The sequence below is a fragment of the Methylotetracoccus oryzae genome (genome assembly GCF_006175985.1).
In the GTDB taxonomy this organism is placed as follows: Bacteria; Pseudomonadota; Gammaproteobacteria; order Methylococcales; family Methylococcaceae; genus Methylotetracoccus; species Methylotetracoccus oryzae.
This window is the reverse complement of record NZ_SRSH01000028.1, coordinates 1-12,262: the sequence shown is the minus strand read 5'-3', so window position 1 is coordinate 12,262 and position 12,262 is coordinate 1. Positions and strand designations below refer to the sequence as shown.

Sequence of the window (12,262 nt, the reverse complement as noted above, 5' to 3'; positions counted from 1 at the left end):
GATTGTTAGGCAAGAACGGCAGGAACTCAATGTCGCGAGCAACGCGGAGGTGACGGTGCGCGCTTACGGAGCTCCCCGAGCCCCCCGCGATCACGGTTCGCCGTAACCTGGACCGATGAACCGCGACAGGAATGCATCGAGCGATGTCACCCACTCGCGGCGCATGAACACGAAGCCACCGTTATGCGAGCCGCGCAGTTCGATGAACTGCTTTGGCTCACTGGCGGCCGCGAACAGCCGCCGGCCGTGTGAAAACGGCACGATGTCGTCATCGCGGCTGTGGATCACCAGCACCGGGCAGCGCGCGTTCGTGACGGCACGGCGGGTGTCGTAGTCGAAGCGGGCAAGCAAGCGGGCGGGCAGGAAAGGATAAAGCTCGGCGGCCAGGTCCGGTACCGACGTGAAGGCCGAGTGCAGGACCAGAGCGGCCGGCTGGGCGCGCGTGGCCTGATGCGCGGCGATGGCACCGCCCAGCGACTCGCCGATCAGCACGATCTGGTCGGCCGCGACGTGCCGGGTCTCGGTCAGATAGCGCCACACCGCGGCCGCATCGGCATAGGTGCCGTCTTCCGACGGCTTGCCGGTGGACGTGCCGTAGCCCCGATAGTCGAACAGCAGAGCGGACCAGCGCAACTGCTGGAACATCGGGAGCCAGGGCAGGCGATGCGAAAGGTTGCCCGCGTTGCCATGAAACAGCACGGCGGTCGCGCGCGGTTGAGAGACCGGCAGGAACCAACCGTGCAAGCGTTCGCCATCGGCGGTCGGAACCCACACGTCGTCATAGTCGATCTTCAGTGCGGACGGGGTCGGATCGTCGCTGCTTCCCGCCTGCGGAAAGTAGACCAGCCGGTTCTGCCAACCGCACGCGGCCAACAGCAGCGCGCCATAGATCAGCGCGAGGCCGGTCAGAAGGGTGGTGAGCATTCGCATTCCCGGGATCGATCGGATAACTGCCGTGTTGTGCCGCGTCGAATCATAAACCTCCCGCCGGACACGGTGTCGCTTCTCCTCGGACCGGTTACTCAGCGAGCGGTATGAAGTTTTCGCACACCGAGCGGGCGGCATGCCACGCGCCGTCGAAGCCGCGCAGCGAGAATTCGGCCCGGACGTCAGGTGCCACTCGGATCAGCAGGTGGCGATGCCCGGTGAGACCCGCCAGATCGAACGGCCGTTCGAACCGCAGGAACTCGAAGCGATCGCCCGGCTCCCAAATCCGCCTGATCGGCAGCGCGGTTGTCGCTCCACCGTCGACGCGCCACCGGAGCGTGTCCGCGTGATCGATGCGGCCGAGTATCGCTGCGTCGTGCTCGATGACGATGACCACCTCCGGCAGACAGTCTTCGCCTGGGTTTGCCGTCAGCGTCAGCGTGGCGCGCGCTCGCGGATCCTCGGAACCGGCCCGGCTGGCGAGGTACTGTCCCGAGTACGGGTCCCGAAATTCGACCGCGGTCCAACGTTCATACTGCTGGACCCGTTGCGCCCAGTCGCCCAGGTCCACGGCCGGGATCGGTCCGGAGAGCACCATCAGCACGCTCATGGCGAAAAAGCGAGCAATCCCTCGCGTCACGCCTCGATACCAGGCGGCGGTGCCGCATGGGTCGTTCTGTTGCAGCCGGCTTTCGCTCATGGTGCCACCCTCTCGCCAGCAACGGGTTCGGGCAAACGCTATCCGCGCACAGACCGGTCGTCTTGCTGTGCTCCACTACGTTGGACACGCGCACGGTGGTTATGTCTTCACTCGGCCGGAGATTTTCAGGGCGGGTGCCGGGCCGTTCGGGTCCACCAAAGCACCTCCGAACAAAAGCCATCCTGGCTCTTTCCAGCGCGACCCAACCCCGTTCGCGGGAAGCCCCGAAGAGATCAGGGCTGCCCCAAGCGCCGCGCCGGATGCAGCGGTGCCCGGGGCTCGGGCCCGAATGATCAACAGCCGTTTCGCACAGCTCCGGGTGGCGGGCAATTGCGGAGACAGTGTGTCACGACAATATCCCCAGCCGCCATCTAACCGATATCTGGAGTGTAAGTGACTGTTTTTTATTTCCAACGGAAATGGTTGGATCAAATGTAGTCATTTTGTCTTATTCCCTGTCGCGGTGGGCGCTGTGGCGGGGATCTCACGCTCGGTCCACAAAGTTATCCACAGGAACTGGGGACAAAATCGTAAGCGGGCAGATTGTGGGGCCCTTGCCGCCGACGGCGGCTCTGGACGGTCCCAAACAGCGGCGCTGCCGCTTACACCGAGCCCCGCTTCATTGCAAGCCCCCGTGCCATGCCGGCGTTCAGGCCGGGGGGAATGCTACGCCCTGACCCAGCGCTCGGCCTCGCTGTGGTCATCCCTTGTAAAGAACTCGATCTCGGTCTTCCTCAGGCCCTTGCCGACGAACAGGAAGACGTCGTCCTTCCACTTTTCGTCGCCGACGATCGCCATCTTGGCGATGTCGTCGCCGTGCTCCATCAGGAAACCGACGTCCGACCAGTCATCCGTGCGCTCCCAGCCCTGGAAGTCGTCGGCATAGACCAGCACGCGTACCGCCTTACCCTGCTCGATCAACGATCGCGCGCGGGCCTGCAGTGCCTGTTGGTCCGCGAACCGCATCAGACCGGACAGCCGGACACTGATCACGTCGTCATCCGTTTCGATGATCTTGAAGCTCATGCTGCCTGCTCTCGCTGTTGTTTGAATGGGGCGATGGTCCCGGCGTCCCGCAGCCCGGTAGCTCAGGCTGGCGGCGCCTGCTCGTTGGCGAGCGCCGTCTCGACGATCTCGCGATACAGTTCCAGCATCCGGCAGTAGAGTTCCTGATATTCGGGGTGGTGATCGACCAGCGGCTTCAGTTGCTCGGACGTTTCGAACACTTCGTGCAGGTAGGCCAGTTCCCACTCGTCCAGCCGTTCTCCGCGGTCGACCTTGGCCTTCAGTGTCAGTGCCTTGGGCAAGCGCCGGCTTTCCAGCCGTTCCAGGAAGGCCTGGGCCATTCCCAGTTCTTTCTGTTCCTGAGTCATCGTCGTCACCTGATGGGCTGTGAGTCGGAATGCCGTCCACTTGACGCCCGGCGGGGTGGCTTGTCAAGGGTATGGCTGGCGTAACCATGCCGCGGGCAGCCAGGGACGGACTGACGCTCCTCAGCCGAGGTAGGCCTGGCCGAGCCTGATCGAATCCTTCGGTTCGGGCAGGTGGTCTCGCGGAATCCACCCCAACAGCACGATCCGACGCTGTCCTTGCACGGACGAGATCTCACTCAGTTCCAGCGCGTCCGTGGCGTCCGCGTCGCTCTGGAGGATGCCTCGGTAATCAAGATTCAGCCGCAGCGGATTCAACGCCAGCCAGTCCGCCGGCCGGCTCAGGGTTTCGGCGATATGGGTGAGGCTTTCGTCCAGCCCAAGCTCGATGCCGGCGCTTTGACCCAGTTCCTCGTCGATCGCGGCGATGTCCGCTTCGAGCGCCTCGACGCAGGGGCAGTACTCGTCGCCTTCGAAGAACGCGTGCTCAAGTCCCCACTGTCCCGATTTCAGCGCTTCGAGTTTGCGCCGCAGCAACTGGCGGTTCTTGGCCAGCTCGCCGCGCCGCTCCTTCGCGGCGACGATGCCCTCCAGGGCTTTCTCCAGCAGGAAATCGAAACCGCGCTTCTTCAGTTCGCGCCGTGCCATGCGCTCGCTGTCCGCCGGCGCCACGAAACGGTGCTGTGTGAAGCTGACCGAGGTCTGCATGACGTCGCGTCGGAGCGTGTCGCCGTCCATTTCCATGCCGAGGACCGCGCGCTCCTGCAGCGACATCGTCAACAGCCCGAAGATGGCGTCGGGCGGCGGGCCGCAGCAGGTGCGCAGGAAATCCTTGATCGTCTGGCACTGACCCAGCACCTCGGCCAGGTGGTTCGGTGAAGCGAACGCGGCGCGCAGCCGCGGATCGCATCCGTAGCAGTCCGGCGCGATCTCGGTGGCGCGCGGCAACTGGCCGACCAGTTCGATCAGATGGCGGACCGCGATCGCGACGGGTTCGCGCAAGCGTGCGCGGTAATTCCCCAGAGCCCGCAGGCGCCGGTCGGTGCCGTCGACCGCCCGATCGATCGCCGCCTCCAGCAGCGCATCGGGCACGCCGTGGTTGTCGTCGTCGTGGGAGGCAAAAAGAGAGCTGAGGAAACGCAGCATGGGACGGGTAGTGTAACGCGGTGCGGCGTGCTTGGTGGCAAGCGCGCTGGCACCCGACCGCCTCCGAGGGTTCCGGGGTCGGCGAGCGCTGCGCCGCTACCGAATGCCGGTAGGGCGCTTGGGCGCGGTGCGGGTCAGGGAAATAACCACAACTTATTAATGGTTTAGCTGAAGCAAAGTTTGACAATGTCCCCTGTTGCGGCGACTCTGTGTCAGCCGTAGGGGACGGTATTGTCGGAACGGCTGCCGCCTTGACGTGGTGGCAGCTGGTTTTGTTGCCCGATTCGCATAGAACGACCGCCTGCCCCTACGCCGATGAACTCTACTCCCGAAGCGACTCCGCCTGGCCCGGGGCGCGTGCCGCCCGAAGTCTCGATGACCGGTTCCACCGGCCTGTGGCAGTGGCTGGACACGCTGCAGATCGGCCTCGCCTTCACGACCTACCAGACCAACCGCCTGTTCCTGCTCGGCCGGAAACCCGAGGGCCGCCTGGCCGTCAACGAGCGCCTGTTCGACAAGCCGATGGGCCTGACCCTCTACCGGGACAGCCTGTACCTGGCCTGCCGGTATCAGCTGTGGCAGTTGGAGAACCGGCTGGCCCCGGGGGAGACGCACCACGGCTGCGATCGCCTGTTCGTGCCGAGCACGGCCCACACCACCGGTGACCTGAACGTCCACGATGTGGTGCGGCTGAACGATGGCCGGCTGCTGTTCGTCAACACCGATTTCAGTTGCCTGGCGACCCTGCGCCCCGGCTACAGCTTCGAGCCAGTGTGGCAGCCGCGTTTCATCACCAAACTGGTCGCCGAAGACCGCTGCCATTTGAACGGCCTGGCGCTGCGCCAGGGCCAGCCGGCCTTTGTCACCGCCTGCAGCACCACCGACAGCGCGGCGGGCTGGCGCGATCAGCGCGTCGCGGGCGGTGTCGTGCTGCACGTGCCGAGCGGCGAGATCGTCGCCACCGGCCTGTCGATGCCGCATTCCCCGCGCTGGTATCGCGGCCGGCTGTGGCTGCTGAATTCCGGCACCGGCGAATTCGGCTATCTCGACGGCGACCGCTTCGTGCCGGTGGTCTTCTGTCCCGGTTTCGTGCGCGGCCTGGCCTTCCAGGACGATTACGCGATCGTCGGCCTGTCCCGGCTGCGCTCCAAGGCCTTCGCCGGCCTGGGGCTGGAAACCCGCCTCGCGGCCAGCGGCGCGGAGTCCGAATGCGGCCTGCGGGTCATCGACCTGACCACCGGCACCGTCGTGCACAGCCTGCGGATCGACGGCGTGGTCGAGGAACTGTTCGACGTGGTCGTGCTGCCCGGGGCGCGGCAGCCGCGTGCACTGGGGTTTCAGGACGACGACATCGACCGTCTCGTCAACTTTCCCGGTTCCGGCGGCCTGGTCGTGACCCGGCCGACGGTCCAGCGGCCGGGGATCGGCTGCGCGCCGCCGGTGGCGGGCCTGCCCCGGGAAGCGCAAGCCGCCCGTGCCGCCGCCCTCGACGTCCGCTACCAGCGGGTGTTCCACCTGAATCCGGACAATCTGCGGGCCTATGACGCGATGACCTACCCGCCGCTGAGCGCGCGCTGGGCCGTTCAGCCGCAGCGCGGCGAGTTGTTCGGCCTGTCCGCGTCGGTGGCCGGCGAGATGGTCGGGTTCGCGATCGCCGAGGTCCTCGCCGGGCCGCACGACGGCGCGACCGCGGAACTGCTGTCCTGGTACGTGCTGCCCGCCTACCGCCAGCGTGGCATCGGCCGCGCCCTGCTCACACAACTGCAGCAGGCGCTCGGCCCGGACCGCCCGCTGCGACGGCCCGGGGACGGCCCGCTGCCGCCCGACGACCCCGGATAAGGGCGGCGCCGGCCGCGCCTGCTGCGGGCCAACCCAAAAACCCAAACCCACCCGATCCGACCCGACCCCAATAACCATCCCTGAGGAGACTGACCATGGCCGATCCCCGTTTCGACAACCCGGTGACCTCCGCCTTCGGCCTGACCGGCATCGGCCTGCGGGCCAAGCCGAGCTTTGCCGACATCGACGGCGACGGCGACCTGGATGCGTTCGTGGGAAGCAGCGACGGTACGACGCGGTTTTTCCGCAACACCGGGACGGCGACCGCGCCGAGCTTCGTCTCCGCGGCCGTCCCGTCCGGGCTGAACGGCGTGGGTTCCAACAGCGCCCCGACCTTCGCCGACATCGATAATGACGGCGACCTGGACGCGTTCGTGGGGGCCAGTGATGGCACGACGCGGTTTTTCCGCAACACCGGCACGGCGGCGGCGCCGGCCTTCGTCCTGCAGGCCAGCAACTTCGGCCTGGGCGACGTCGGCTTCAACGCCAGCCCGACGCTGGTGGACATTGACGGCGACGGGGATCGGGACGCGTTCGTGGGGGCCAACGACGGCACGACGCGGTTTTACCGGAACACCGGGACGGCGGCGGCGCCGAGCTTCGTCGGCGAGGCGGACAACTTCGGCCTGACCGACGTAGGCTCCTACGCCAGCCCGACGCTGGCCGACATCGACGGGGACGGGGATCTGGATGCGTTCGTGGGACGCAGCGACGGCACGACGCGGTTTTTTCGGAACACCGGGACGGCGGCGGCGCCGAGCTTCGAGGCCGAAGCCGGCAACGTCGGCCTGCCCGGCGTCGGCGTCTCTGCGAGCCCGACGTTCGCCGATATCGACGCGGACGGGGATCTGGATGCGTTCGTGGGCAACTCGGCCGGCGTGACGACCTTCTTCGAGAACACCGTGCGGAACCGGCCGACGCTGGCGGTGCCGGCGGCGATCGCCTATACCGACACGCGCTTCGACGACAGTTTCGCGACCGTCACCGGCACGCTGCTCGGCAGCGACGTCGAGGCCGGCGCGCTGAGCTACGGCATCGCCGGCGGCACCGATCTCGGCGCCACGGTGCGACAGGTCGGGACCTACGGCACGCTGACGGTGACCAAGGCCACCGGCGCCTACACCTTCGTCGCCAACGACGGCGGCATCGAAGCTCTGACGGCGGCGGCCACGGCGAGTTTTTCCGTCACCGTCAGCGACGGACTGCTGACCGGCAGCCAGGCGCTGGTGATCACCGTGGCCCAGGACGGCACCACCGAATCGAACGCCGCCGACACGCTGACCGGCACCGCCGCGAACGAGCGCTTCAACGGCCTGGGCGGCAACGACACCCTGAACGGTGCCGGCGGGGCAGATACCCTCACGGGTGCCGGCGGAGCCGACACCCTCAATGGTGGCGGCGGCACAGACACCCTTGACGGCGGCGGCAGCGCGGATGTCATGCGCGGCGGCACCGGCAACGACCGCTATGTCGTCAACGTGGCCGGGGACCAGGTCATCGAGACCTCGACGCTGGCGACCGAGATCGACCGGGTGGACAGTTCGATCAGCTACACGCTGCCGACCAACGTCGAGCAACTGACGCTGACTGGGACGGCAGCGCTCAACGGCACCGGGAACGCACTGGCCAACACCCTGGTCGGCAATAGCGGCGCGAACATCCTGGACGGTCTGGCCGGCAACGACACGCTGACGGGCGGGCTGGGCGCGGACATCTTCCGGCTGACGACGCTGTCCCGGGACACGCTCACCGACTTCAGCGTGGTCGACGACACGATCCAGTTGGAGAACGCGGTGTTCACGCGGTTCGTCACGCCGGGGGCGGTGGCAGCAGCGAACTTCCGGATCGGGGCCGCAGCGGCCGATGCCAACGACTACCTGATCTACACCAGCGGCAGCGGGGTGTTGTCCTACGACGCGGACGCCAACGGGGCGGGCGCAGCGGTACAGATTGCGGTGCTCGGCAGCGGCCTGGCCCTGACCGTCGCGGACTTCACGGTGATCTGATTTGCCCGGCGGGGCGGGGCGGCGACACCGCTGCGCCCCGCGCGAGTCGCATGTCGTCCGCGCGGTTGCCCTCGGCCCTGCGCCCGGCCGCGGGAGCAGAGCGTGTCAGGGATGGCGCGTCGTCAGGGTTTGGTTGGAAGTCGATGACGCCCGGTTTCCCCGGCTCGAAGCGCGTCCGGCTTCCTGCTACGCTGACCGTCGGCGTTCTACTGCCGATGTTTCTCGAATCAACTCATACCCGTCCACCCCATGCCGGCCTCGCCCTCTGCTGATGAACGGGAACGCCTGTCCGGCTCGGTCGAGCGCGTGACCTTCCACAGCGAGGAGTCAGGCTTTTGCGTGCTGCGGGTCCGCGTCAAGGGGCAGCGGGATCCGGTCGCGGTGATCGGCTCGGCGGCCTCGGTCGCGGCCGGGGAATTCATCGAAGCCCTGGGCCAATGGGTCAACGACCGTACCCACGGCCTGCAGTTTCGCGCGACGCTGCTCCGCATCGTGCCGCCGACCACGCTGGAAGGTATCGAGAAATACCTGGGCTCGGGGATGGTCCGCGGCATCGGGCCCCATTTCGCGAAGAAGCTGGTCAAGGCCTTCGGCGAGGACGTGTTCGACGTGATCGAGCAGACGCCGGAGCGCCTGCGCGATCTCGACGGCATCGGCCCGAAGCGGCAGCAGCAGGTCACGTCGGCCTGGGCCGAGCAGAAGGCGATCCGCGCGATCATGGTGTTCCTGCAATCGCACGGCGTCGGTACCTCGCGCTCGGTGCGCATCTACAAGACCTATGGCGACGAGGCCATCGTCCGTGTCACCGAGGACCCGTACCGCCTCGCGCTCGACATCCACGGCATCGGCTTCAAGACCGCCGACGCGCTGGCCGAGCGGCTCGGCATTCCGCGCGATTCCCCGCTGCGCGCGCGGGCCGGTGTGCGGCATGCGCTGGCGCTGTGGTCGGAGCAGGGGCACTGCTACTGCCCGCGGGACCGTCTGACCGACCAAGCCGTCAAGCTGCTGGGAATTCCCGACGACGTGATCCACGCGGCCATCGATGCCGAGATGGCCGAGCAGCGCCTCGTCAGCGAACCGGGGCCGGGCAGCGAGGATTTGCTGTTCCTGGCGCCGCTGCATCAGGCGGAGGTCAATGTCGCGAACCGCCTGCGGACTTTGCGCGACGGGAAACTGCCGTGGGGCGCGATCGACGTCCCGAAGGCGATTCCGTGGGTCGAGGACAAAGCCGGTCTGACGTTGTCGGCTTCGCAGCGCGACGCGGTCGCGCTGGTCTGCGCCTCCAAGGTCTGCGTGATCACCGGCGGGCCCGGCGTCGGCAAGACTACGCTGGTCAACAGCCTGATCCGCATTCTGTCGGCTAAGAAGCTTACCGTGACCCTGTGCGCGCCGACCGGCCGCGCCGCGAAGCGCCTGTCGGAGACTACCGGGCTGGAAGCCAAGACGGTGCACCGGGCGCTGGAATTCGACCCCAAGGCCTTCGGCTTCAAGCGCAGCCTGGACAACCCGCTGGAAACCGATCTGGTCGTGCTGGACGAAAGCTCGATGATGGACATCGTGCTGATGAACCAGTTGCTGAAGGCCGTGCCGGACGAAGCCGCGCTGCTGCTGGTCGGCGATGTCGACCAGTTGCCCTCGGTCGGGCCCGGCAGCGTGCTGGGCGACCTGATCGAGTCCGGCGTGATCCCGACCGTGCGGCTGACCGAAATCTTCCGTCAGGCCGAGTCCTCGCGCATCATCGTCAACGCCCACCGCATCAACCGCGGCGAGATGCCCATCGCCGACCGCGACCCCGCCAGCGACTTCCACGTGATTCCGGCTGACTCGCCGGAGGCCATTTTCGGCAAGCTGATGCAGGTCGTGACCGAGCGCATCCCGGCCCGCTACGGCTTCGATCCGATCGCCGACATCCAGGTGCTGACGCCAATGAACCGCGGCGGCATCGGCGTCCGCGCACTGAATGTCGAGTTGCAGCAGCGGCTGAACGGTCGCGCCGAACCGAAGATCACGAAGTACGGCACGACCTTCGCGCCGGGCGACAAGGTGCTGCAGATGGTCAACAACTACGACAAGGACGTCTACAACGGCGACATCGGTCGCATCGCGCGAATCGATCTGGAAAACGGCGCCGTGCTGATCGACTTCGACGGGCGCGAGGTCAGCTACGAGTTGTCGGAACTGGATGAAGTCTCACTGGCCTATGCCGCTAGCATCCACAAATCCCAAGGCTCCGAGTATCCGGCGGTCGTGATCCCGCTGGCGATGCAGCATTACCTGCTGCTGGAGCGCAACCTGCTCTACACCGCCGTGACCCGCGGCCGCAAGCTTGTTGTCGTGATCGCCGAGCCCAAGGCGCTGGCGATGGCCGTGCGGAACCGCAAGGCGACCAAGCGCGGCACGCGCCTGGCGGAGCGATTGGGGGCGGGGACAGTCCCCGTAGGTCCGATTAGCGGAGCGTAATCGGACGGATGTTGCCAATGAGGTAAGGTCGACATCGAGGAAGAGTCAAGATATGCCCAACTATCGACGCGCCTTGATTCCCGGGGGAACCTGGTTTTTCACGGTGAACCTGCTGGAGCGGCATCGAAAAGACTTGCTGGTGCGCGAAATCGAACTGCTGCGAGAAGCCGTTCGGCGCGTTCGCGCCCGTTACCCTTTTCATATCAACGCTTGGGTTGTTCTGCCCGATCATCTGCATTGTGTCTGGACGCTGCCGCCAGACGACGCGAACTTCAGCACGCGCTGGCGTCTGATCAAAAGCGGCTTTTCCCGTGCATTGCCCAGGACCGAACGACTTTCCGATGTACGCAAAGCTGGCGGGGAGCGTGGTATCTGGCAACGGCGTTACTGGGAACACCTGATTCGCGATGAAGCCGACTTTCAGAGACACGTGGATTACGTCCATGTGAATCCGGTAAAACATGGTTTGGTGAAGCGCGTGTCGGATTGGCCGTACTCCACCTTTCACCAGTATGTCAGTCAGGGCACCTATCCTGCCGATTGGTGCGGGGATGCGTCCGATGTTGTGGCTGGGGATGCGTGATCCGTTCGTCCGATTACGCTGCGCTAATCGGACCTACGTTATTGCCTGATATTTATTTCCGTGAAATGAATCCAAAAACAAAAATCAGGAGAATAAATTGCCCGCCTTGACATCATTGGTAGAAGGTTTGAACCTGAAAGCGAAGCTGACCTATTGGGGCGGCGTCTGTGGCGAATGGTTGATGGATCACGATTCCGACCACCAAATCTGGTTCCATCTGTTGAGCAAGGGCGAGGGCTGGGTACACTCGTCGACACGGGACCTCCCGCTCCGATTGACGGAAGGGGATTTGATCGTGTTCTTGCCGCATGCGCCCAAGCACGTAATGACCTACAGCCCGCACCATATTCCAGCCGATAACCGCAACGTTCGGGTGACGACGGTACCGGAAGGTGAGGTTGGCTTGGTGTGCGGGTCGGTCGAACTCGTGGCGCCGAATGCGGGGATGTGGAGAGCGATACCGGCGGAAATCCTCATTCGCAGGGAACAGGCTGGAGAAATTCTTTCGCGCCTTATTCAGCTGATCATCGCGGAATCGGCCGCTCCGAGGCTGGGCAGCGGTGCCGTGGTGGAGCGGTTGTCCGATAGCATTCTGGTTCTGGTGCTGCGGCATTGCATGGAAAACGACCTGATCGATCACGGCCTTTTCCGCGCGCTGCAGGACGGGAAGATTGGCGCGGTATTGACCGCCATACATCGCGAGCCCGGCCGGGCGTGGACGCTCAATCAGCTTTGCGAAGAAGCCGCCGTTTCCAAGTCCGGTCTGATCAAGCGCTTCACGGAAGTATTGGGTTGCGCCCCCATGGAGTATCTCGCGAATTGGCGCATGCAACTCGCCATGGAATGGCTCAAGAGCTCACCGATGACCATTGAAGCCGTTTCCGAATTTTGCGGGTATCAGTCAACTTCCGCCTTCAGCAAGGCCTTCAAGCGGGTGAACGGAACCTCTCCGGGCCAGTTTCGCCGAGATCGGTGTTTCGGCGAACGCGGCTCATAACCAGGCCACACGAACCTGCCCAACTCGGGGAGCAGCCCGTCTAATTCCGGATGGGCCTCGCTCCCCGTCCCTTCCGAGTCGTGGGATCCGGGCGTAATGCGCCAGGCTTTCCCCTTAGGGAACCTCTGAACAATTCCGAGTTGACGCGCAAGGACGCATCCCGCGGAGAATCAGGCGTCGAAAATGGACTTTAGTGACGCAAATTCCGCGTTTGAGAGGGCGATTTCCGCCCGG

At 65.5% G+C, this 12,262-nt stretch carries 10 protein-coding genes; 5 read left to right on the top strand and 5 right to left on the bottom strand.

The window, feature by feature from the left end; genetic code table 11:
* Positions 1-90 precede the first annotated feature (90 nt).
* The 5 genes from BWR02_RS19815 to BWR02_RS19795 form a co-directional block, all read right to left on the bottom strand.
* Positions 91-924, bottom strand: coding sequence for an alpha/beta hydrolase (locus tag BWR02_RS19815; protein ID WP_201276339.1), 834 nt, complete (start codon positions 922-924; stop codon positions 91-93).
* A gap of 94 nt (positions 925-1,018) precedes the next feature.
* Positions 1,019-1,627, bottom strand: coding sequence for a hypothetical protein (locus tag BWR02_RS19810; protein ID WP_139559641.1), 609 nt, complete (start codon positions 1,625-1,627; stop codon positions 1,019-1,021).
* A gap of 666 nt (positions 1,628-2,293) precedes the next feature.
* Entirely contained in the window at positions 2,294-2,653 is a 360-nt protein-coding gene (locus tag BWR02_RS19805) for a SpoIIAA family protein (protein ID WP_129882821.1), read from the bottom strand.
* A 62-nt stretch (positions 2,654-2,715) separates the two neighbouring features.
* Complete coding sequence (locus BWR02_RS19800; RefSeq protein ID WP_139559640.1) at positions 2,716-3,000, bottom strand: hypothetical protein; 285 nt, start codon at positions 2,998-3,000, stop codon at positions 2,716-2,718.
* Positions 3,001-3,120: 120 nt separating this feature from the next.
* Positions 3,121-4,143, bottom strand: coding sequence for a hypothetical protein (locus tag BWR02_RS19795; RefSeq protein ID WP_236102457.1), 1,023 nt, complete (start codon positions 4,141-4,143; stop codon positions 3,121-3,123).
* A 375-nt stretch (positions 4,144-4,518) separates the two neighbouring features.
* Between BWR02_RS19795 and BWR02_RS19790 the strand changes: the two genes are divergently transcribed.
* The 5 genes from BWR02_RS19790 to BWR02_RS19770 all read left to right on the top strand — a co-directional run bounded on the left by BWR02_RS19790 (position 4,519) and on the right by BWR02_RS19770 (position 12,028).
* The gene (locus BWR02_RS19790) at positions 4,519-5,982 is read left to right on the top strand and encodes a TIGR03032 family protein (RefSeq protein ID WP_201276338.1); all 1,464 of its coding nucleotides are present in this window, start codon (positions 4,519-4,521) and stop codon (positions 5,980-5,982) included.
* A 95-nt stretch (positions 5,983-6,077) separates the two neighbouring features.
* Complete coding sequence (locus tag BWR02_RS19785; RefSeq protein ID WP_139559638.1) at positions 6,078-7,988, top strand: beta strand repeat-containing protein; 1,911 nt, start codon at positions 6,078-6,080, stop codon at positions 7,986-7,988.
* Positions 7,989-8,237: 249 nt separating this feature from the next.
* The gene (recD2, locus tag BWR02_RS19780; protein WP_139559637.1) at positions 8,238-10,448 is read left to right on the top strand and encodes an SF1B family DNA helicase RecD2; all 2,211 of its coding nucleotides are present in this window, start codon (positions 8,238-8,240) and stop codon (positions 10,446-10,448) included.
* Positions 10,449-10,500: 52 nt separating this feature from the next.
* Positions 10,501-11,031, top strand: coding sequence for an REP-associated tyrosine transposase (locus BWR02_RS19775; RefSeq protein WP_139559636.1), 531 nt, complete (start codon positions 10,501-10,503; stop codon positions 11,029-11,031).
* Positions 11,032-11,128: 97 nt separating this feature from the next.
* Positions 11,129-12,028: a helix-turn-helix transcriptional regulator gene (locus BWR02_RS19770; protein WP_139559635.1), complete on the top strand. Its 900-nt coding sequence runs from the start codon at positions 11,129-11,131 to the stop codon at positions 12,026-12,028.
* The last annotated feature ends 234 nt before the right edge of the window (positions 12,029-12,262 follow it).

What these genes read in the sequence shown, in the direction of transcription:
- BWR02_RS19775 (WP_139559636.1), top strand. Translation starts at nt 10,501, where the DNA reads ATGCCCAACTATCGACGCGCCTTGATTCCCGGGGGAACCTGGTTTTTC.
- BWR02_RS19805 (WP_129882821.1), bottom strand. Translation starts at nt 2,653, where the DNA reads ATGAGCTTCAAGATCATCGAAACGGATGACGACGTGATCAGTGTCCGG.
- BWR02_RS19815 (WP_201276339.1), bottom strand. Translation starts at nt 924, where the DNA reads ATGCTCACCACCCTTCTGACCGGCCTCGCGCTGATCTATGGCGCGCTG.
- BWR02_RS19790 (WP_201276338.1), top strand. Translation starts at nt 4,519, where the DNA reads ATGACCGGTTCCACCGGCCTGTGGCAGTGGCTGGACACGCTGCAGATC.
- BWR02_RS19785 (WP_139559638.1), top strand. Translation starts at nt 6,078, where the DNA reads ATGGCCGATCCCCGTTTCGACAACCCGGTGACCTCCGCCTTCGGCCTG.
- BWR02_RS19800 (WP_139559640.1), bottom strand. Translation starts at nt 3,000, where the DNA reads ATGACTCAGGAACAGAAAGAACTGGGAATGGCCCAGGCCTTCCTGGAA.
- BWR02_RS19795 (WP_236102457.1), bottom strand. Translation starts at nt 4,143, where the DNA reads ATGCTGCGTTTCCTCAGCTCTCTTTTTGCCTCCCACGACGACGACAAC.
- recD2 (WP_139559637.1), top strand. Translation starts at nt 8,238, where the DNA reads ATGCCGGCCTCGCCCTCTGCTGATGAACGGGAACGCCTGTCCGGCTCG.
- BWR02_RS19810 (WP_139559641.1), bottom strand. Translation starts at nt 1,627, where the DNA reads ATGAGCGAAAGCCGGCTGCAACAGAACGACCCATGCGGCACCGCCGCC.